The sequence below is a fragment of the Nocardia sp. IBHARD005 genome, assembly GCF_052814245.1.
Window position 1 is genome coordinate 3,102,878 of sequence record NZ_CP199935.1, and the last position, 20,922, is coordinate 3,123,799.

At 66.8% G+C, this 20,922-nt stretch carries 20 protein-coding genes; 6 read left to right on the forward strand and 14 right to left on the reverse strand.

Features of this window, described 5'->3' with window-relative positions:
* Window position 1 precedes the first annotated feature (1 nt).
* The 3 genes from ACTWPB_RS14485 to fabD are packed head-to-tail and all read right to left on the reverse strand — an operon-like array spanning window position 2 to window position 2,180.
* Entirely contained in the window at window positions 2-802 is an 801-nt protein-coding gene (locus ACTWPB_RS14485; protein ID WP_446226153.1) for an SDR family NAD(P)-dependent oxidoreductase, read from the reverse strand.
* Complete coding sequence (locus ACTWPB_RS14490) at window positions 802-1,206, reverse strand: phosphopantetheine-binding protein (RefSeq protein ID WP_446226154.1); 405 nt, start codon at window positions 1,204-1,206, stop codon at window positions 802-804. The genes ACTWPB_RS14485 and ACTWPB_RS14490 overlap by 1 nt, the downstream gene beginning before the upstream one ends.
* A 32-nt stretch (window positions 1,207-1,238) precedes the next feature.
* Window positions 1,239-2,180 (reverse strand): ACP S-malonyltransferase, encoded by a 942-nt coding sequence (gene fabD, locus ACTWPB_RS14495; RefSeq protein ID WP_446226155.1) that lies wholly within the window; start codon window positions 2,178-2,180, stop codon window positions 1,239-1,241.
* A 362-nt stretch (window positions 2,181-2,542) separates the two neighbouring features.
* Here fabD and ACTWPB_RS14500 point away from each other — a divergent pair, with 362 nt between their 5' ends.
* Window positions 2,543-3,505, forward strand: coding sequence for a DUF5996 family protein (locus ACTWPB_RS14500; protein WP_446226156.1), 963 nt, complete (start codon window positions 2,543-2,545; stop codon window positions 3,503-3,505).
* A gap of 145 nt (window positions 3,506-3,650) precedes the next feature.
* Here the strand turns inward: ACTWPB_RS14500 and ACTWPB_RS14505 are convergent, their stop codons facing one another.
* The gene (locus ACTWPB_RS14505; RefSeq protein ID WP_446226157.1) at window positions 3,651-4,862 is read right to left on the reverse strand and encodes an acyl-CoA dehydrogenase family protein; all 1,212 of its coding nucleotides are present in this window, start codon (window positions 4,860-4,862) and stop codon (window positions 3,651-3,653) included.
* A 32-nt stretch (window positions 4,863-4,894) separates the two neighbouring features.
* Window positions 4,895-6,292 (reverse strand): acyl-CoA dehydrogenase family protein, encoded by a 1,398-nt coding sequence (locus tag ACTWPB_RS14510; protein ID WP_446226158.1) that lies wholly within the window; start codon window positions 6,290-6,292, stop codon window positions 4,895-4,897.
* Between the two features lie 126 nt (window positions 6,293-6,418).
* On the opposite strand from ACTWPB_RS14510, the gene ACTWPB_RS14515 reads away from it, so the two are divergent.
* A complete protein-coding gene (locus ACTWPB_RS14515; RefSeq protein ID WP_446226159.1) occupies window positions 6,419-7,831 on the forward strand; it encodes a glycosyltransferase family 39 protein in 1,413 nt (470 codons plus the stop codon).
* A 64-nt stretch (window positions 7,832-7,895) separates the two neighbouring features.
* Here the strand turns inward: ACTWPB_RS14515 and ftsX are convergent, their stop codons facing one another.
* The 5 genes from ftsX to prfB form a co-directional block, all read right to left on the reverse strand.
* Window positions 7,896-8,798, reverse strand: coding sequence for a permease-like cell division protein FtsX (ftsX, locus tag ACTWPB_RS14520; protein ID WP_446226160.1), 903 nt, complete (start codon window positions 8,796-8,798; stop codon window positions 7,896-7,898).
* The gene (gene ftsE, locus ACTWPB_RS14525; RefSeq protein ID WP_446226161.1) at window positions 8,798-9,487 is read right to left on the reverse strand and encodes a cell division ATP-binding protein FtsE; all 690 of its coding nucleotides are present in this window, start codon (window positions 9,485-9,487) and stop codon (window positions 8,798-8,800) included. The genes ftsX and ftsE overlap by 1 nt, the downstream gene beginning before the upstream one ends.
* A 54-nt stretch (window positions 9,488-9,541) precedes the next feature.
* A complete protein-coding gene (locus ACTWPB_RS14530; RefSeq protein ID WP_446226162.1) occupies window positions 9,542-9,697 on the reverse strand; it encodes a hypothetical protein in 156 nt (51 codons plus the stop codon).
* Window positions 9,684-10,541 (reverse strand): mechanosensitive ion channel family protein, encoded by an 858-nt coding sequence (locus tag ACTWPB_RS14535; RefSeq protein WP_446226163.1) that lies wholly within the window; start codon window positions 10,539-10,541, stop codon window positions 9,684-9,686. Before ACTWPB_RS14535 ends, ACTWPB_RS14530 begins: the two co-directional genes overlap by 14 nt.
* A 128-nt stretch (window positions 10,542-10,669) precedes the next feature.
* Window positions 10,670-11,788: a peptide chain release factor 2 gene (prfB, locus tag ACTWPB_RS14540; protein ID WP_056812604.1), complete on the reverse strand. Its 1,119-nt coding sequence runs from the start codon at window positions 11,786-11,788 to the stop codon at window positions 10,670-10,672.
* A 131-nt stretch (window positions 11,789-11,919) separates the two neighbouring features.
* Between prfB and ACTWPB_RS14545 the strand changes: the two genes are divergently transcribed.
* From ACTWPB_RS14545 to ACTWPB_RS14560, 4 genes are all read left to right on the forward strand, one after another.
* Window positions 11,920-12,303, forward strand: a complete 384-nt coding sequence (locus ACTWPB_RS14545) for an NADPH-dependent FMN reductase (protein WP_446226348.1) — start codon at window positions 11,920-11,922, stop codon at window positions 12,301-12,303.
* 300 nt (window positions 12,304-12,603) lie between these two features.
* Window positions 12,604-13,389, forward strand: coding sequence for a histidinol-phosphatase (gene hisN / locus ACTWPB_RS14550; protein ID WP_446226164.1), 786 nt, complete (start codon window positions 12,604-12,606; stop codon window positions 13,387-13,389).
* A gap of 94 nt (window positions 13,390-13,483) precedes the next feature.
* Window positions 13,484-15,475, forward strand: a complete 1,992-nt coding sequence (gene recQ, locus ACTWPB_RS14555) for a DNA helicase RecQ (RefSeq protein ID WP_446226165.1) — start codon at window positions 13,484-13,486, stop codon at window positions 15,473-15,475.
* A gap of 98 nt (window positions 15,476-15,573) precedes the next feature.
* Window positions 15,574-15,807 carry a hypothetical protein gene (locus tag ACTWPB_RS14560; protein ID WP_446226166.1) on the forward strand — a complete coding sequence of 78 codons (234 nt, stop codon included), beginning with the start codon at window positions 15,574-15,576 and terminating at the stop codon, window positions 15,805-15,807.
* Window positions 15,808-16,071: 264 nt separating this feature from the next.
* Here ACTWPB_RS14560 and ACTWPB_RS14565 read toward each other — a convergent pair whose 3' ends face one another.
* Genes ACTWPB_RS14565 through ACTWPB_RS14580 form a run of 4 tightly spaced genes read right to left on the reverse strand, consistent with a single transcriptional unit; the run spans window position 16,072 to window position 20,920 of the window.
* A complete protein-coding gene (locus ACTWPB_RS14565) occupies window positions 16,072-18,003 on the reverse strand; it encodes a TIM barrel protein (protein ID WP_446226167.1) in 1,932 nt (643 codons plus the stop codon).
* Window positions 18,000-18,764 (reverse strand): ABC transporter ATP-binding protein, encoded by a 765-nt coding sequence (locus ACTWPB_RS14570; RefSeq protein ID WP_446226168.1) that lies wholly within the window; start codon window positions 18,762-18,764, stop codon window positions 18,000-18,002. Before ACTWPB_RS14570 ends, ACTWPB_RS14565 begins: the two co-directional genes overlap by 4 nt.
* Window positions 18,757-19,824, reverse strand: coding sequence for a FecCD family ABC transporter permease (locus ACTWPB_RS14575; protein WP_446226169.1), 1,068 nt, complete (start codon window positions 19,822-19,824; stop codon window positions 18,757-18,759). Before ACTWPB_RS14575 ends, ACTWPB_RS14570 begins: the two co-directional genes overlap by 8 nt.
* Window positions 19,814-20,920, reverse strand: coding sequence for an ABC transporter substrate-binding protein (locus tag ACTWPB_RS14580; RefSeq protein WP_446226170.1), 1,107 nt, complete (start codon window positions 20,918-20,920; stop codon window positions 19,814-19,816). Before ACTWPB_RS14580 ends, ACTWPB_RS14575 begins: the two co-directional genes overlap by 11 nt.
* Window positions 20,921-20,922: the final 2 nt, after the last annotated feature.

Consider the following 20,922-nt stretch of genomic DNA (forward strand, 5'->3'; position numbering starts at 1 on the left):
GTCAGCTCGCCTCTTTGAGGAAGGACATGGCGGTCGCGCCGGAGAAGAACGCCACTTGCGCGCCCATCCCGCCGTCGACGTGGACGAGTTCGCCGGTCATATAGTCGGCGTCCGGGCCTGCCAGGAATGCCGCGACAGTGGCGAGTTGTTCGGCCGTTCCATACCGGCGCAACGGAATCTGTACCGCTCCCTTGCCGTTGTCGTGGGTCAGCAGGCCGCTGATCAGGTCGGTGGGAACAACCCCGCCCAGTACCGCGTTGACCCGGATTCCGAAGCGCGCCAGTTCCATTGCCGACGAGCGGGTGAAGGCGTTCATCGCCCCCTTCGAAGCTGAATAGGCCGACTGGCCGGGGCGGGCCGAGACGCCCATGACCGAGGAGATGTTCACAATGGACCCGCTGCGCTGGGCCATGAGATGTGGCGCGGCAGCGCGCGTGGTGTTGACGGTGCCGCCGAGATTGACCCGCAACACCTCCCACCAGGCGTCGTCGGTCATCTTCCAGAGCAGACCGTCGTTGGTGATGCCCGCGTTGTTGACCAGCACGTCCAGGCCGCCGAGCTGGTTTATGGTCTCCGTGACGAGATCCTCCGCCGCCGCGGCGTCGGACACGTCCGCGCCGATGGCGACGGCGCACCCGCCGCGATCCTCGATCTCGCGCACGACCTCGAGCGCCTCGGCTTCGCGTGCACGATAGTTGACGGCCACAGCCGCACCGCGCTGCGCCAGTGTCGTCGCGATTGCCTTCCCGATCCCGCGGGAGGCGCCGGTGACCAGCGCGACCTTGCCTTCGAAGGGCAGCATCAGCTCTCCTCCGCCCGAGCGCGATCGAGGACCATATCCACGAGGTTCTGGACCGTGAACAGTCCCACCAACTGTTCGGCCGTCAGCGGGCCCGACAGTTGCGTGCGGTCGAATTGCGGTAGCGCCATTTCCAATCGCGCGAGACCGGCTTCGGTGACGATCTCGTCGTCGTCGAACAGGTCGGCGCCTTCGGGGCCGCGCATCAGCGCCTCCATATCGGACACCGAGACCTTGATCCCGGACTCGCGCTGGATGCGGAACAGGATGTCGAGCATGTCGATCGATTCCGCACCGAGGTCATCGACCAGGCTCGCCTCGGCGACGACCTCCGCCTCGTCGATGCCCAGTGCGTCCGCGACGGCGAACTGGACGATCGGGAACAGATCCTGGATGGTGTGGGTCATGGTGAATTTCCTTTCCTTGGGGGGTTTTTGATTCAGTAGGTCTGTAAGAGGGCTGCCACTCGGCGTTTGTCGTTGGTACTGCGCACCGAGGCGCCGCTGATCATCCGATTGGCCAGACCGCTGAGGACCCGGCCCGGTCCGATCTCGACGTAGTCGGTGATGCCGTGTAGCTGTGCGGTGGTGAGCACATCGACCCACCGCACCGGCCCGGCCAGCTGGCAGCGCAGCAGCCACCTGGCCTCCTCGGCGGTGGTCACCGGCTCACCGGTGACGGAGCTGATAACCGGAAGCCGCGGTGACGCGAAGTCGTACCGGTCCAATTCGGCCGCGAACTCGTCTTCGATCTCGTCCATCAGCGAGCAGTGGAACGGCGCGCTCACGTCGAGCTCGACAACACGGTGCGCGCCGTACGCGACGGCGATACGAGTCGCCTGGGCCACGGTGTTGCGGGTACCGGAAATAACCGTCTGACCGGCCTCGTTGTGATTGGCGACCTCGGCGACACCGTCGGCGGGAAGACCGGCGCAGATCACTTCGATCAGTTCGACCGGCAACCCGAAGATCGCCGCCATGGCTCCGGGGACCTTGTCGGACACCCTCGCCATCAGCTCGCCGCGACGGCGAACGAGGCCGATCGCGTCCTGCGGTGCCAGCACCTGCGCGGCAACCAGCGCGGTGTACTCGCCCAGGCTGTGTCCGGTCACCAGCGACGGGCGAAAACCCTTCTCGCTCAGCACTTCCAGAACCGCCAGGCTGGTCGCGACAATCGCGGGCTGCGCGATCTCGGTACAGGCGATCTCGGTGGCCGAACCGGAAACGCACAATTCGGTGAGCGAGAATCCGAGCGCCCGGTCGGCTGTGGCGAATATCCGGCCCGCGGCTTCCGGATAATGGGAGAGCAGAAACTCCGCCATACCGGCGCGCTGTGAGCCCTGTCCCGGAAACATTGCGAGTGATTTCGGTGTGCTGGACATTGCCGTTTCTCCTTCCCGCTTCGCCGTGCTGCGAACAACTTCCAGCTTGGTCTGGTGAAGGTCGGGAAACATCAACTGCTGGTGGGGTGCCGGCCGACGCTGGGGGTGACTCTTCTCATCCCGAGGGAGGAGGTCACGGCCCACAACACCCCGGGAGCCGCCGCATAGGGTGTGATGCCGTCCAGCCCGAATGGTGATGAATTCGAGGCTTGGATCGGACATGCTTATTACAGCGCCCCGAAGTGGGTGTTCCATATATCGAAGTCCTAGGACACGCCGAACGGTTGACCAGTCAGCCAGCGCGCCCGGCTGTGAACGGGCGGGACCCACGTCGGTCGCGCACCGAGAGAGCGAGGAATCCGATGGCTCGTTCCACTCCCGCCAAGGCCGTCTGGCCGACCCTGCGCGTCGATTCCTGGTCCGATACCCGCGACACCCTGCACATGTGTTCGCAGATCATCGGCAAGCTGAAAATGGCGGGGACACCGCTGGTCAACCACTGGTGGAATGTCACGTTCGCGGTCAGCGCGCGCGGGATGGCGACCGGTGCGATTCCCGTCGACGGCCGCCTGCTCGACATCGAGTTCGACTTCGTCGACCACGAACTCGTCCTGCGCAGCAGCGACGGCCGCCACGCCACGATCGCCCTGCGCCCGCGCACGGTCGCCGACTTCTACGCCGAGCTAGGCCACGTGCTCGGTCGGCTCGACATGGTGGTCGATATCGAAGCGTCACCGAACGAGGTCGATCCGGCTATCCCGTTCGCCGAGGACACCACCCACCGCTCCTACGACGCGGACGCCGTCCACCTGTTCTGGCAACAGCTCGGCCAGATCGAGCGAGTCTTCCAGGTCTGGCGTGCGGGTTTCGCCGGGAAATCCAGTCCGGTGCAATTCTTCTGGGGTTCCTTCGACCTGGCCTGCACCCGCTTCTCCGGCCGCCGCGCGCCCGTGCACCCCGGCGGCGCCCCCAACTGTGCCGACTGGGTGATGGAGGAGGCCTACTCCCGCGAATGTGCCAGCGCCGGCTTCTGGCCCGGCGGTGCCGAAGGCATCTTCTACGCCTATTCCTATCCCGCTCCCGACGGCTACTCAGGCCGCCCCGCAGGCCCTGACGGCGCCCAGTGGGACACCACCCTCGGCGAATTCGTCCTCCCCTACGAATCAGTCCGAAATTCCCCCGACCCCGACGCCACCCTCCTGCATTTCCTCGACACCACCTACGCCTCCGCCGCCGAGCTGGCTCACTGGGATCGCCCCCTCCTCGAAGTCGACCCCCACCGCCTCAACCGTCAACTCCACGCCGACGACACGACCGCGCTCTGACACCGTGGGCCCGGTCGACAGCAGCGCGACATCACAACACCCGCAGCAGCTCGGTCAGCAGCGGGCGGGCCGGGTCACCTCCTCCCGGAAACGAAAAACCGGTGCGAGTCGGGATGACTCGCACCGGTTTTCATTGTCTACCAGGTCACTTCAGCTCGGAGCTGGTCTTTCCAAGGACGCGACGGGCCACGATCAGCTGCTGGATCTGCTGGGTGCCTTCGAAGATATCCAGGATCTTCGAGTCGCGGGCCCACTTTTCGAGCAGGGTGCGCTGGGAGTAGCCGATGGTGCCGGCGAGCTCCACTGCCTTGAGGGTGACGTCGGTGCCGGTGCGGCCTGCCTTGGCCTTGGACATCGAGGCCTCGAGGGAGTTCGGCTTCTTGTTGTCGGCCATCCAGGCGGCGCGCAGGGAGAGCAGGTAGGCCGCTTCGTAGTCGGCTTCCATGCGCAGGAATTCAGCGGCCGCGGCGGACTGGTTCATCGCGGGGGTGTCGTAGGAGATCTCGATACCCGCCTCGGTGAGGACGGTGCGCAGTTCCTCGAGCGCGGCGCGGGTGACGCCGACGGCCATGGCCGCCACGAGGGGGCGGGTGTTGTCGAAGGTCTGCATGACCCCGGCAAAGCCCTTCTCCACGTTGACTTCCGGCGAACCGAGAATGTTGTCGGCGGGGATGCGGCAGTCCTGCAGCAGCAGCACCGCGGTATCGGAGGCCTTGATGCCGAGCTTGTGCTCGAGCCGTGCCACCGACAGGCCCGGAGCGTCACGCGGGACGACGAAGGACTTGATCGCGGCGCGACCGAGGCTCTTGTCGACCGAGGCCCACACCACGATGTGGGTCGAGCGTTCTCCGGCGGTGACGAAGATCTTCTCGCCGTTGAGCACCCACTCGTCGCCGTCGAGCACCGCGGTGGTGGTGACGGCGGCGGAGTCGGAGCCGAAGGACGGCTCGGTGATCGCCATCGCGGCCCACACCTTGCCGAAGCGCGAGAGCTGCTCGTCGGTCGCGACAGCGGCGATCGCGGCATTGCCAAGGCCCTGGTAGGGGATGGTGAGCATCAGGCCGACATCGCCCCACGAGGTCTCGAGGGAGTTGAGCAGCGCGGACATGTTGCCGCCGTTGGCATTGGCGGTCAGGTCGGCGGTCTCGTCGTTACGGCCGCCCGCGGCGCCACCGATCTTCTGGGTGCCGGAGTCGGCGAGCCCTTCGATCATGGCGGCCATGGTGTCGAGCTCGACCGGGTACTCGTGCTCGGCGAGGTCGTACTTGCGGGAAATGGGACGGAAGATCTGCGAGGCGACCTGGTGGGCCTGGTTGGCGCTCGCCTTCAGCTTCTTGGGGAGTTCGAGATTGATCATGAGGGGGGCTCCTACGAAGGTGAGAAACGGGCCTAGACCAGCACGATGCCTTCAGCGACACCGACGGAACGAAGGTCGCGGTACCACCGCTCGACCGGGTGTTCCTTGGTGAAGCCGTGACCGCCGAGCAGCTGCACGCCGTCCAGACCGATCTGCATGCCCTTGTCGGTGGCCAGCTTGCGCGCCAGCGCCGCCTCACGGGCGAACGACAGGCCCTGTTCGGCACGGGAGGCGCCACGCAGCGTCACCAGTCGCAGTCCGTCGAGCTCGATCGCCATGTTGGCGACCATGAAGGCCACCGCCTGACGATGCGAGATGGGCTCGCCGAACGCTTCACGCTCGTTCACATACGGGATCACGTAGTCGAGCACGGCCTGGCCGGTGCCGATGGCCAGCGAGGCCCAGCCGAGCCGGGCGAGCTGCACCGCGTCGCCGTACTCGGCGGCGCGGGTCTTGGCGTCGGCGTCACCGAGGATGGCGTCGGCGCCGACCGCCACGTTGTCCAGAATCAGCCGGCCGAGGCCCGCGGCGCGCAGTCCCATGCTCGGATCGGCTTCCACGGACAGCCCGGCGGTGTCGGACTCGACGATGAACAGCGCGGGGCGCCCATCGAGCTCGGCTGCCACGATGAACAGCTCGGCATCGGCGGCGGCCGGGACCAGGCTCTTCACACCGGTGAGCTTGAAGCCGCTGGGGGAGCGAACGGCCTTGGTCTGCAGCGCGAACGGGTCGAACAGGGCGCGCGGCTCGTTGATCACCACCGACGCCTGCGGCACCGCATCGCCGGTGAAGGCGGGCAGGTAGGTCTGCTGCTGGGCGTCGGTGCCCCACTGCGACAGTGCGACGGCGACACCGCTGGGTGCCAGAATCGGCAGCGCCAGGCCCATATCGCCATGCGCGAGAGCCTCGGCGACCAGGGAGTTGGTGACGGCGCCGCGCTCGGAAGCCGCGCCTTCGAGCTCCTCGGGCACATTGATCAGGGTGATGCCGAGTTCGGCGGCGCGCTCGAGCAGATCGCGCGGTGCCTCGGCGGCATGGTCGGCGTCGTAGGCCGCGGGGCGCAGGATCTCGCCCGCGAAATCACGCACGGTCTCGACGATCATCTGCTGTTCGTCGGACGGGGTGAGATCGAAGTAGTCCTTGGTCTTGGTCTCGTTGTCGACCAGACGCTTGGGCTCACCGCCGCCCGCCACCTTCGCGAAGGTCCGGGTGGCCGCGCCAAGGGTGCGGAACCCGGTCTTGGTTCCCTCGTAGGTGACGCGCTCGATCGGCTTGCGCAGGTTGTACTTGCCCGCGAGCTCCGACCCGGTAATGGTCGTCAAAGCGCGCATCGCGGCGCCCATCCAGTCCCGTTTGGGCTGGCTGAGGCCGACCGCGGACGTGTCGTTCGGACGTCGCTTCGTCGCGCTGTCTCGAGTGCTCATCATCACCTGATTTCCTCGGCTGTCGGGGTGCCTTCGACCCCACCATCTTACTCTTCGGTAAGTCTATCTTACTCAAGAGTAAGAAGTGTGCTGACCCGTTGGCGAATCGCCGGTTTCTGTCACGCTGGTCGGGTGCCCGTCATCGCGACGTTTTTCGCGCTCGTTCTGCTGGCGACCTCGGGGCGTTATGGCTACCACCGCGACGAGCTGTACTTCCTGGCCGCGGGTCGGCGGCTGGACTGGTCTTACCCTGATCAGCCGCCGTTGTCGCCGTTTCTGGCCAGATTCATGGCTGCGGTCTCTCCCGATTCGTTATGTGTCATGAGATTGCCCGCCATCGCCGCGGCCACGTTCGTCGTGGTGTGTGCCGGGTTGATCGCGGGGGAGTTGGGTGGTGGGCGTGGCGCGCGAGCGCTGGCCGCCGGTGCCGTCGCGAGTTCCGCGCTGATGCTGGGCGTGGGGCACCTGCTGGGGACGACGGTGTTCGATCTGGCGGCCTGGTCACTGATCTGCCTGCTGGTGTTGAAGCTCGAGCGGGATCGGCGATGGTGGCTGGTGATCGGGCTGGTCGTCGGCATCGGATTGCAGAACAAGGTGCTGCTGATCGTGCCGGTCGTTGTGCTGGCCGCGACGCTGGCCCTGGCTGGACAGCGAAAGCTGTTCGCGACCAGGTACTTCGGGTTCGCCCTCGGGATCGCGCTGCTGTTGTGGTTGCCGTATCTGTGGTGGCAGGCCGACAACGGGTGGCCGCAATGGGAGCTGAGTAGAGCCATCGCCGGAGGTTCGTCGGGCACCTCGGATTCACCGATCATGTTCGTGCTCTTGCAGTTCGGGCTGTTCGGGCCGCTGCTGGTTCCGCTGTGGGGGTACGGGTTATGGCGCTTGTGGAGCTCGCGGTGGCGGGCGTTTCCGCTGACCTACGCGGTGTTGTTCGTGGTGTTTCTCGTGACCGGCGGAAAAGCCTATTACCTCGGCGGGATGTATCCGGTGCTGCTCGCGGCGGGTGCTGTCGGTCTGTGCCGGTGGTTGGGCGGTAGTCGAAAGCGTTGGGCGGCAGTCACTTCGGTGATCGCGGTCAACGCGGTGATGTCGGCGGTGCTGTTCCTGCCCGTGCTGCCGATCGCGTGGCTGCGGGACTCGCCGGTCCTCGCGATCAACTACGACGCGGGTGAGACCATCGCCTGGCCCCGCTATGTCGAACAGATCGCCGCCGCACGCCCACCCGGCGCCCCCATCCTCACCGCCAACTACGGCGAAGCCGGCGCGATCGAGCGCTACGGCCCGGAATATGCGCTGCCCACCCCGTATTCCGGCCACAATGCCTACTGGTGGTGGGGACCGCCGCCGGATTCCGCGACCGAGGTCCTCACCGTAGGAATCGACCGCGAACGACTGACCGGAATCTGCTCGATCGTCGACCCCGCGGGCACGCTCGACAACGGCCTCGGCATCGACAACGACGAACAAGGTGAGCCGATGTTCGTCTGCCGCAACCCGATCCGTCCATGGTCGCAACTCTGGCCGCAGCTGCGCACGCTCGGCTGAGGGACTCGACCGGCGTGCGCCGCGGCGGCGGTCCCGGGGAGCCGGGTCCCGCCGCGCACACGCGCTATTCGCGCACGTAGTAGCGCAGGGTCAGGTAGGCGGTGACGGCGGCGAAGACGATGCCCACGGGGGCGATCGTCAGGGCAACCACCGCGATGTCGTCGCCGGTGATGCGCGGGAAGACATTGCTGTCGAACAGTGGGCCCAGCGCCCGGTCGATCACCAGCGGCCGGGCGATCACCAGTCCGAGGACCGCGAGCACCGAACCGACGAAAGCGGCCGCGACCGCTTCGAGCAGGAACGGAAGTTGGGTATACCAGCGGGTCGCGCCCACCAGACGCATGATGCCGACCTCCGTGCGCCGCGTGAACGCGGCGATCTGCACCATGTTCAGCACCAGCAGCATCGCGGCCAGCGCCATCACCAGCGCCAAACCGAACGCGGCATTGCGTAACCCGTCGAACAGGCTGGTCAACCGGTCGACGAACTCCTTGTCATTGGCCACGATCCGCACGCCTGGTCGCGTCGCGAAGCTGTCGTAGATGTGCTGATACTGATCGGCATCGGTCATCTTCACCCGCAACGAGGCAGGCAGCGGTGAGTCGGCGATGTACTGCACCATTTCCGGCTGATCCGCGAAAAGCTTCTTCGCCTCCTCCAGCGCGTCGGCGCGGTTGAGAAACTGCACGCTCTCCACACCCGAAGTTGACTTGAGGTCGGCGAGCAGCGACTTGCACGGGTCGGCGGCGCAGTCGGGATCGGTGTCGGAGACCGCGTCGTCGAGGTAGAAACGCACCTCGAGGCGGCCGATGAAGAAGTTCTCGGTCTTGTCGGCCATCCGCACCGACAGCATGCCGCCGCCGAGCATCATCAGCGACACCGCCGTGGTCAGGATCATCGCGATGGTCATCGTGAGATTGCGGCGCAGGCCGTCGACGACCTCGGTGAACAGGAAACTCAGTCGCATTATCGACCCACCCCGTAGACGCCGGTCGCTTCGTCGCGCACGAGTCTGCCGTTGTCGAGTTCGACCACCCGCCTTCGCATGGCGTCGACGATGTGATTGTCGTGAGTCGCCATCAGCACGGTGGTTCCCACCCGATTGATCCGTTCCAGTAGAGCCATGATGTCGGCGCTGGTGTCGGGGTCGAGGTTGCCGGTCGGCTCGTCGGCGAGCAGGACCAGCGGCCGGTTGACGAACGCGCGCGCGATCGCGACCCGCTGCTGCTCACCACCGGACAACTCCGAGGGCAACCGCTGCCCCTTACCGCCGAGCCCGACCATGTCGAGCACTTCGGGCACCGTCCGCTCGATGAACTGACGCCGCTTGCCGATCACCTCCAGCGCGAACGCGACGTTCTGTTCCACGGTCTTCTGCTGCAACAGCCGGAAATCCTGGAACACGCAGCCGATCCGCTGGCGCAACTTGGGCACCTTGCGCCCCGGCAACTTGTCGACCCGGAAGTCGGCGACCCGGATCTCGCCCGATGTCGGCGCCTCTTCCTTGAGCAGCAGTCGCATGAAAGTCGACTTGCCCGAACCGGACGGGCCGATGATGAAGACGAACTCGCCTTTTTCCACATCGACCGAAACATTGTCCAGCGCCGGCCGCGTCGAGGTCGGGTACGACTTGCTCACGTTGCGCAAGGTGATCACGAGGAGCCAGTGTAACCAGCGATGCGGCCGTCCCCGCCGGACGCGACTCGCCGATCAACGTTCGGGTTCGGAATTCACCCAGGTCGGGACGGCATTGAGGAACGTCGTTGGACCGTTCGCCGCCGTATCGGTGGGCTTGACGAACAGGTACACGACAAACGTCGACAGCCACGCCGCCATCAGGATCGCTGTGGACTTACGTGGTTTCACTGATTCCCTCCTTACGCAGGGCCGCGGCGACGCGCACGCGCAGTTCACGGCCCACTTCGAATTGTTTGCCTGGCAATGTGCGGGCAACCATCCGGATGTTCATCACGTCGAGCGAGAGGTCTTCGACACCCATCACCGACGGCTCGTCGAGCAGCAGCGGTTTGAGGCGGCGATCCTCGTAGGCCTTGGTGCACACCGCGTGCAGGATCTCGTTGATCTTGGTGATGTCGGCCTGCGCGGAGACCGGCACGTCGATCGCGGCGCGTGCCCAGTCCTTGGACAGATTGGTGACTTTCACGATCTGCCCGTTGGGGACGATGATCACCTCGCCGTCGGAGTTGCGCAGCGTGGTGATGCGCAGGGTCACGTCCTCGACCGTGCCCTCAGCCGGATCGGCGGAGCCGGTGACCGAGATCTGCACCACGTCACCGAAGCCGTACTGGCGCTCGGTGATCAGGAAGAACCCGGCCAGAATGTCCTGGACGATGCGCTGCGCGCCGAAACCGAGCGCGGCACCGAGCACCGCCGCCGGCGCGACCAGTCCGGTCACCGCGAAGCCGAGCCTGCGCAGCACCTCCATGCCGACCAGCACGTACACGATGGTCAGCACCACCCAGGTGACCACCTGGGCCAGCGCGTGGCGGTGCTTGGCCGCTTCGGTGCGGACCAGGGCGTCGCTCGTCTGGAAACCCGAGTCGATCTTGGTGGTCACCCGGTCGCGCAGGAACGCGGCGAACCGGCCGAACAGCATCGCGCCGACGATCAGCAAAACGATTTCGAGCCCGCTGGAACGCAACCAGCTGGTGATCTCGGATCCGCTGTTGGCCGCGAGGACGTCGGTCATCGCGTCTCCTTCATGGACCTGTACAGGCACAGTTTCGGTTCGGTCGAACGCACACCAGAAAGGTTACAGGTCGGTCACGGCGTGCGGTCAAACGTGCTGAAGCACACGGTTTGTGAGCGAACAGCTGGCTACGCGTCGTCCTGATCGCGCATCCGCCAACGGATTCCGGATTCGATGAAGCCATCGATGTCACCGTCGAGCACCGCGGTCGGGTTGTTGACTTCGTGGTTGGTGCGCAGGTCCTTGACCATCTGGTACGGGTGCAGCACATACGAGCGCATCTGGTTGCCCCACGAGGCGCCCTCGTTGGTCTTGAGCGCGTCCATCGTGGCGCGCTCCTCCTGGCGCTTGCGCTCGAGCAGCTTGGCCTGCAGCACGCGCATGGCCGAGATCTTGTTCTGCAGCTGCGACTTCTCGTTCTGGCAGGTGACGACGATGCCGGTGGGGATGTGGGTCAGGCGCACCGCGGAGTCGGTGGTGTTGACCGACTGGCCGCCGGGGCCCGACGAGCGGTACACGTCGACCCGGATCTCGCCCTCGGGGATCTCGATGTGGTCGGTGGTCTCCACCACGGGCAGGACCTCGACCTCGGCGAAGGAGGTCTGGCGGCGGCCCTGGTTGTCGAACGGGCTGATCCGGACCAGGCGGTGCGTGCCCATCTCCACCGACAGCGTGCCGTAGGCGTAGGGCGCCTTCACCGCGAAGGTGGCGCTCTTGAGGCCCGCCTCTTCGGCGTAGGAGGTGTCGTAGACCTCGACGGGGAACTTGTGCCGCTCGGCCCAGCGGATGTACATGCGCATCAGCATCATGGCCCAGTCGGCGGCGTCGACGCCGCCGGCGCCGGAACGGATGTTGACCAGCGCGTCACGCTTGTCGTACTCGCCGGAGAGCAGGGTGCGCACCTCCATCGCCTCGACGTCGACGCGCAGTGCGGCGCGCTCGGCATCGGCGTCGGCGGTGGCTTCGGCGGCGGCCGCGTCTTCTTCGGCCTCGGCCAGTTCGTAGAGCACCGGCAGGTCCTCTAGCCGCTGGCGCAGATCCTCGACGCGGCGCAATTCACTCTGCGCGTGCGAGAGCTCACTGGTCACCTGCTGGGCGTGCTCCTGGTTGTTCCACAGCTCGGGATCGGCGGCCTGGTGCTCGAGTTCGTCGATGCGGCGGCGTAGCTCCTCGACATCGAGGACCGACTCGACCGTCTTGAGCGTGGTGTCGAGTTCGGCGAGGTCGGCGATAACGTCAGGATGCACGATGTCCAAGGTTACCGGTCCCCTCCGACACCGGGGTTATCGGGACAATCAGGCCGCAGACCCTGTGGCGCCGACCGCGATTTCGGTCAGCCGGCGATGGCGCGAAGGCCGCCGGGGCGGCGTCCGACCAGCTGGTCCAGTGCGCTCGCGCTGGCCTCGTCGGCGGGGCCCGGTGGTCGCGAACTGGTTACAACCGCAGCTACCCGGCCGCCCTCAAAGCGGCCATCGAACGGCACTTCACCCAGTGGGACGCCAAGGTGATCGGTTTCGTCGGCTACAGCGGCGGCTCCGGCGGCCTGCTGGCGATCGAGCACCTGCGCCAGGTCTTCAACGAACTCAACGCCCACACCGTGCGCAACTACGTCTCGTTCCCCCGCTACTACATGCTCGTCGACGAGAACGGACAGCTGCGCGACCCGCAGGAGCCCGAAGCGGCCGCCGTGGCCCTGCTCGACCAGTTGCACTGGTGGACAAGCGCTCTGGTCGCCGCCAGGTCAGCCCGGGTCGCAGCCTGACCCAGCCACACCCGCTCACCAAATCCGCCATGACCGCATTACCAGCCCCGCACTCCCGACCCCTGGGGAGGGACGGCCACGAAGTGGCCGGTCCGCGGCCGGCCCGCCGGTCAGCCGCCGCGAAGATGCGACGAAGGAGCGATTCGCGGTGGCTGACCGGCGGGCCGATCAGGGCCGCGGACACGCGCGCGCCAGCGCGCCAAAAATACAGCTCGTACACCGTCCTGGGACCACCAAACCCCGAGGTGCTCTGACGCCCCGCGAACCCGAGCGCTCCGACCCGCCAAATACACTCCACACGTGGCTGCCTACTCCGCTGACCTGGACCTTGCCCTGCGATTGGCCGACCAGGCCGACGCCATCTCACAGGAGCGCTTCGGCGCCGTCGACCTGAAGGTCGACTCGAAGCCGGACCTCACCCCGGTCTCGGACGCCGATCTCGCGGTGGAACAGATGATCCGCCGCGTACTCGCCGAGGAGCGCCCCGGCGACGCCGTGCTCGGCGAGGAGTTCGGTGGTGACGCCGAGTTCAGCGGCAGGCAGTGGGTGGTCGACCCGATCGACGGCACCAAGAATTTCGTCCGCGGGGTGCCGGTGTGGGCCAGCCTGATCGCCCTGCTGCAAGACGGTGTTCCGGTGGTCGGCGTGGTGAGCGCGCCTGCGCTGGGCAGGCGCTGGTGGGCCGCCGCCGGTTCGGGCGCGTGGGTGCGGGTGCACCCAGGGGCGCCCAAGCCGATCTCGGTGTCGGCGGTCGCCGGCCTCGACGCCGCGAGCCTGGCCTTCTCCAGTCTGTCCGGCTGGCACGAGCGCGGCCTGCGCGAGACGTTCATCGACCTCACCGATGCGGTCTGGCGGGTTCGTGGCTACGGCGATTTCTTCAACTATTGCCTGGTCGCGGAGGGTGCGGTGGACATCGCCGCCGAGCCGGAGGTCTCGCTGTGGGACCTGGCCGCCCTCGACATCCTGGTCCGCGAGGCGGGCGGCGCGTTCACCTCCCTGGACGGACGCTCGGGCCCGCACGGCGGCGACGCCGTGGCGTCCAACGGACTGCTCCACGACGAGGTCCTGGCCCGTTTGCGCGGGTAAATCGAGTTATCCACATGTGCGCAACTTCGGCATCCGCCGCCGTCGGCTCCGGTCGACGGGCTGCGCGCCCCGCGCTCGCTCGTAGGATGGCCCGGTGAGCAATTCCGGCGCCACAGCCCCCGATGTCGACGACTTCCCGCACGAAGACTTCCCGCCCGACGACGCGTACCCGTCCGACGGCGGTTACGTCTCCGAGCACGACTTCGCCGACACCGGCGGCTTCCACTTCGACGATCTAGCCCCGGCCACCCCGGGCCGGGTCGCGGCTCCCGACCGCGCCGAGACCGCCGACGAAGTACTACGCCGCGTCTTCGGCTACGACAGCTTCCGTGGCGACCAGGCGGCCATCGTCGAACAGATCGTCGGCGGTGGCGACGCGCTGGTGCTGATGCCGACCGGTGGCGGTAAATCCCTCTGCTACCAGGTCCCGTCACTGGTGCGCGATGGTGTCGGCGTTGTCGTCTCACCACTGATCGCACTCATGCAGGACCAGGTCGACGCGCTCAGTGCCCTCGGTGTGCGGGCCGGGTTCCTCAACTCCACCCAGTCGCCGGATCAGCGGCGGACCGTGGAGGCGCAGTTCGTGTCCGGCGATCTGGACCTGCTGTATCTGGCGCCGGAACGCCTGCGACTGGAAGCCACCCTGCGGCTACTCGACCGCGGCAAGATCGCCCTGTTCGCCATCGACGAGGCGCACTGTGTGTCGCAGTGGGGCCACGACTTCCGGCCCGACTACCTCGCGCTGTCGCTGGTGCACGAGCGCTGGCCCGATGTCCCGCGCATCGCGCTCACCGCGACCGCCACCGAGAAGACCGCCGCCGAGATCGTCGAACGTCTGGATCTCGGCGCCGCGAAGCAGTTCATCTCCAGTTTCGACCGGCCCAATATCCAGTACCGGATCGAATCGAAGAACCGCGCCGACCGTCAGCTGCTCGACTTCATCCGCGCCGAGCACTCCGGAGACGCGGGCATCGTCTACTGCCTCTCGCGCAATTCGGTGGAGAAGACCGCGGCCATGCTCAACGAGAACGGCATCCGCGCGGTGCCCTATCACGCCGGCCTCGATTTCCGGACCCGCGCCGAGAACCAGTCCAGATTCCTGCGCGAGGACGGCCTGATCGTGGTCGCCACCATCGCCTTCGGCATGGGTATCGACAAGCCCGACGTGCGTTTCGTCGCCCACCTCGACCTGCCCAAATCGGTGGAGGGCTACTACCAGGAGACCGGGCGCGCGGGCCGCGACGGTCTGCCGTCGACGGCCTGGATGGTCTACGGCCTCAATGATGTTGTGCAGCAACGCAAGATGATCGATTCCAGCGAGGGCGACGCCGCGCATCGCAGGCAGCTGCAACTACACCTCGACGCCATGCTCGCCCTGTGCGAGACAGTCGGCTGCCGTCGCGCGCGGCTGCTCAACTATTTCGGCCAGACCGGTGGCACCTGCGGCAACTGCGATGTGTGCCTGAACCCGCCCGAAACCTGGGACGGCACGGTGCCCGCCCAGAAGCTGCTGTCCACGGTGCTGCGGCTCAAACGCGAACGCGGACAATCCTTCGGCGCGGGCCACCTCGTCGACATCCTGCTCGGCAAGACCAACCAGAAGATCACCCAGCATCGGCACAACGAGCTCTCGGTGTTCGGCATCGGCACCGATCTGCGCGATACCGAATGGCGCGGGGTGGTCCGGCAGTTGCTCGCGGGCGGTCTGCTCACGGTGCAGGGCGAATACGGTGTCATCGCGCTGACCGACGAGAGCAACGAGGTGCTGTTCGAGGGCAGGAAGGTGCCGATGCGGCGCGAGCCCGAACGCGCCGCCCGCCCCGCGCGCACGTCGAAATCGGCCAAGGCGACCGCCGACCTGCCCGCCGCCGACGTCGGACTGTTCGAGCGCCTGCGGGCCTGGCGTGCCGCTACCGCCAAGGAACAGGGCGTGCCCGCCTACGTGGTCTTCCACGACGCCACCTTGCGTGAGATCGCCGCGCGTAAGCCTGCCGACCTCGCCGCACTCGGCACCGTCGCCGGGGTCGGCGAGAACAAGCTGGCCCGCTACGGCGAGGGGGTGCTGACCACACTGGGCGAGGAATAGGGCGCACCCTCCGCCACCGTCTCTGCGCCGATAAGGGCGTACACGCGCGGCGGAAAGGAACCCGCACCGAATCCGGCGACCCGAGTTACTGTCGAGTCATGGCGAATGGTGAAGGCTCCGACAGCGATACGTCGGGCAGCAGCCCGAGCGCGGGAGGCGATTCCCCGACACCCCCGATGCCGCACCGCCACATCGACCCGGTCGTCGCGCCCACCCTGCTCGGCGCGCACCACGGCGCGATCCACCGTGGCAGGCCACGGTGGTCCACCATCGCGCTGATCGCTGTCTTCGCCGCCGCTCTGGTTCTCTACCTCGTACTGAGCCCGGGCTGAGTCGAGGCCGCGGCGAACCTTCGCGATCCGATCCGCCGGCATTACTCCACGGGTGACGGGGTGCGTTGATGTCCAGCGGGGGGTGCCAATCCGCAAGTACGTCGAGGCGCTCGGCGGGGAGATCGAAGTACTCGCGCGGTTCGGCGACGAGGCGTACACCATCGCCTGAGACCAACAGTCAGTCACGGAACCCGACACGTGATCGCTGCCGGAGGCGAGCCGGATAGCTCCACTTCGTCCGAGCTGAACTGCAGGAGAAGGCATTCAGTGCCCGTCAGCTTTGCCACGGATGCTGTGTGCGGAGGTATCGAGGTTCAGCTCACCGGGTTGCCGAACAGCCTGGGGCATGGAATCCACCGGTGTTATTGCGCTGGCGGTGTAGTGCGCAACGCTGCCGAGCAGACCGGAACAACCGATCAGCACCTCGGCATCGTCGACGAGATCGACATCGATCGCGAAGGCTTCCACCGCAGCCTCGGACGCAGGAGACACGTGGGCGAGCAACCGTGCATGCCGGGCGTCCGCGCCGGTGTCCAGCGAAGCGAAGTCGAGTGGGCGCCCGGGCCATGACCATCCATACGAGGCGAACAGCGCGCTCTCGGCGACCTGGGCGATGGGGTGTCGCCACGCGCCTGAACCGCGGTATCGCGGCAAAAGGGTGCCGAGGTCGCCGTCACGGGCGATGAGGTCGCGCAGATCCGCGGGTTCCAGGTTGCCCCAATACCGGCCGTCCGGTAGATCGATGAGGGTGGGCGCGAAGCGGTGTCCGCCGAAGCTGCTCACCCGCCAGGCACGGGTCGGCGAGTTGTCGGGCAGTTGCTCACGGAGTCTCTCGTACAGCGGATAGCCGTAGGTGCCGCAGCACGCGTCGACCGAACCGTGCGTGCACACGAGCAGGTCCCGATAGGCCGCGCCGCGGTGCAGCCATTGCTCGAACGGCTCGACCGCCCCGGGATCGGGCTCGTACAGTGCCCGCAGCAACGCCGGGATTTGCTCGTCCGGCGCGACGTACTCACAGACTCGGTAACCCGTGGTGGGGGCTGGGATCAGGTCGAACCGCATGACCCGGCGAAACCCGGTCCGGCTGTAGTGCGGATCGGGGGCCAGCGCGAGGGCCTTGATCGCGCGCCCCGAGCGCCGTATCTGAGATTGCATGGTGCGCAGTGGCGCGATGAGGTCCGCGGGCACTTTCGGATACTGCGACAACGGCAGACCCATCGCCCTCGGCCACGGCAGGTCGACCTCCATCACGAGGTAACCGTCGAAATGCCTGGCGGTCCCGATCAGGGCTTCGCCGCGACGGGTCGACAGCGTGGAACAATCCGTGCCCAACGTGGATGCCTGTGCGCCCCAGTTCGGCTCCGTCGATTGTTCCCGGCCCAGAACCGCGCCCAGGTAGCGGTGGGCGCGGCGGGCCTGGGCGTCCACCGCACCCGATTCGACGCCGGGAGTGAGGGATTCGACGGCGCTGGGCCCAGTGAACCCGTGCCGGTCCAATTCCTGATACAGCGCGGCGAAGTCGACGATGCCATCGCCCGGCGTGATCGCGCGCGGCACACCCGGCGCATCGTGACCGGTGTCCGGACGCGCTCGCCCGCGACCGGGGTAGTCGCGGACACCGACCGCGACTACGTACGGGGCCAGGGCAGGCAGGTCGTCGAGCGCGGCATCGCCGGCGTGATGCACCAGCATCCCCGGGTCGAGACACACACCGAACGCGTGGTGCCCGACTCGTTCGACAGCGCGGACTGTGTCGGCGACAGTGCGCGTGAGCCCGCCGTGTGGCTTCACCGCGATGGTGACACCATGATCAGCCGCGTACCGGGCGCCAGCACCCATCAGGCGGAAATAGGCATCGAATTCGTCCGGATCGCCGCATCCGACGTCGACGAGCACCGCGACACCGAGGGCGGCGCAGTGCTCGATCTGGCGGCGCAGGACCGCCAGTGCGGCCGCCTCGCCTGCGCCGAAATCCGCTTCGTGGCTGAGGATCGACAAGGCGAGACCGTGATCGTCGATCATCTTGCCGATCTGCAAAACTTCCGACCGCGGTGTGTCGCCGGTGACCGGTTCGGCGACGCCGTGCACCGGAAGGGCTATAGCGTGAAAGCCGGCCCGGACGGCCCCGATCAGTGCCCGCTCGAGGGGCAGCGAACCCCACGGGCGGGTGGTCGTTGCGAAGGCGATCGTGTTCATGTGCCCTCCGAAGACGATTCATCCCGACGCCAGGTCGCGATGACGTGGCGAACATGACCATTGTCGGTAAAAGTGAAGGTTCTGGCGTTCACGCCATACAGTTCGCCGAGCGCGGTGTCGTCGAGTACCTGCGCGGTCGGCCCGCTCACCACACCCGCCCCGTTACCCATCAGCAGGGCATGGTCGGCGATCTCCCTGGCGTGGTCGGGATGGTGGGTGGTGATCAACACGCCCATGCCCTCGTCGGCGAGATCCCGCAGGAGGCCGAGCACTGTCGATTGATTGCGCAGGTCGAGGGCAGAACACGGCTCGTCGAGCACCAGCGTTCGGCTGTCCGAGGCGACAGCCCGCGCGATCAAGACGAGCTGACGCTCTCCCCCGCTGAGGGTGTCGAAAGCGTGCTCCGCGAGGTGCGCCGCGCCGACACGCTCGAGTGCCCGGTAGCTCGCCGCTTCATCTTCGCGTCCCGGCACCGAGAACATTGCGACGTGGCGGGCACGCCCCATCAACACCATGTCCAGTGCCCGGTACGCGAAGACGGTGTGCCCGATCTGCGGGACGTACCCGACCGCAGTCGCGGAGCGCACCTGCCCCTCCCTCGGCCGCAGCAGCCCGGCCGCGCAGCGCAGCAGCGTGCTCTTGCCGTTGCCGTTCGGGCCGAGTACCGCGGTGACCTGTCCTGCGCTGACGGTGTGCGACACGTGCCGGAACAGCCAGTCCCGCGACTCGTATCCGTGGCCGAGATCCATCAGCTCAAGCATCCGCCCACGCCCGAGTCTGGCTGCGCCGCAACAGGATCAAGAACAGTGGTGCGCCGATGATCGCGGTGAGCACCCCGATCGGGATCTCGCCGGGGACAACAGCCCTGGTCAGCGTGTCGATCGCGGTCAAATACACGGCGCCGAGGACTGCGCACACCGGAACGAGGATCCGATGGTCGGGACCGACCCATATCCTGGCCAGATGGGGGACGACCAACCCGACCCAGCCGATCACCCCGGCCACCGCGACCGCCGAGGCGACCATCGCACCGACGATCGTCAGCAGACCCCACCGCAACCGAACCGGATTCACCCCCAGTGTCTGCGCGTCGTCGTCGCCCAGGGACAGCACGTTGAGTCGCCATCGCAGCGCGACGAGCAGCGCGAGCCCGACGAGTACCGGCCCGGCAGCGAGCCCGACCTTTTGCGAGGTCGCAGTGGCCAGACTGCCGAGGAGCCAGAAGACGATCGACTGCAGTTCGCTGTAGGGGTCGGCGAGATAGATCACAAAGGAAACGAGCGCAGCGAAGAAGGCGCCGACGACGACACCGGACAGCACCAGCCCCAGGGTCGGGGTCGCGCCTCTGGTCCGGCTGACCGCGAATACCACGACAAGCGCCAGCATGCCGAAGACGAATGCCGAGCCGATCAGCAACACCGCACCGGCGCCGAGCACGATCGCCAGGACACCCCCGAACGACGCCCCGGACGACACCCCGATGATCTGCGGATTGACAATCGGGTTACGAAACACCGCTTGCAGCACCACACCGCCGACAGCGAGCGCGGCTCCGACGAGCAGGCCGAGGACCAACCGCGGCAGGCGTACGTCGAGGACCACCGTCGCGGCCGCGCCGGGCCACGTCTGGTCGATCGGCAGGAAGGTGCTACCGAGGATCTGCGCGACCTGAACGGGAGACACGGCGTAGGTGCCGAGGGAAAGCCCCAACACCACGACCGTGGCGATGGCGGCGGTCAACCAAACCCAGACCATGCCCTTCGATGTCGCGCGCACACAGGAACCCGGCGCCGAGGTGGCCTGCTTCGCGCTAGTTGCCATGGGCGAGTGCGGTGTAGGCACGCGAGTTCGCATTCGCTGTCGTCTGCAAGATCGAGCTGATCTGCGCATCATCGGGCTGGTTGCCGTACAGGAATCCGTAGTGCTCCCTGATGGTTGCCTGCAGCGTGGCAGGCACCGAGCCGGTGCGGATGATTCCGGCTGCCCACTGCCAGAACAGGGGCGACTCCTGGCTCGGCGGATCCCAGCGGTATCCACCCAGCGGCACCTTGTAGACCTGCTTCTCGCGGACCGCCGTCACCGACTGCCACTTCGGGTCGCTGTAGAGGTCCTCGGGAACGCTTGGATCGAAATTGCCGATGAAGATGATCTCCGGATTCCACGCCAGGATCTGCTCGAGGTCGACGGCTGCCTTGGTTTCCGGCATCCCCGACGCGGGATTGCGGCCACCCGCGAGATCGATGACGAAGTTGTTGTACGAGCTGGCGCCCGCCACGGTGAGCCCGTTGCGGATGCCGGACAGGTGCACTGTCGTCGGCCGATTTCCCGGCGCAGGTGTCTGCTGCAGTTCCGCCATCCGGGACTGCATCCGCGACACCAACTCCTGCGCACGATCTTCCTTCCCGAGCAAGCGACCGTAGAGCAGTGCGGCTTGCTCGAGATACTGCTGAGTTCCGTACTTGAGCTGGGCAACCGCCAAGCCGGAGTTCAACAGCGGATCGACCAGACCCGCGCCCTCGTCACCCCACTGAATGACAAGATCGGGATCGACGCTCAGCAGGTTCTCCATGATTGGAGCGAAGTCCTTGGTGGACACATTGCTCGGAACATCTTTCAGCTGAGGGAAGATCTGTCCCAGGTAACCCTGCTCGATCGCGAGCTTTGCCGACGGGTTCATTCCCGCGAGCACCTCAGGGCCACCGTTGACCGCCACCAGCATCGACGCCGCCGGGATCGGGATCGCGACCACCCGCTTCGCCGGCTCGGCCAGGCGAACTTCCCGCCCGACCAGATCCGTAGCGACGATCGTGGCGACCGGCTCGTTCGTGGAACCGCAGGATCCCACTCCGAATACCGTGACCACAGCCAACGCCGCAATACGCAGGCGGCGCCGGTGTCGCACCGAAAATGTAACCATGA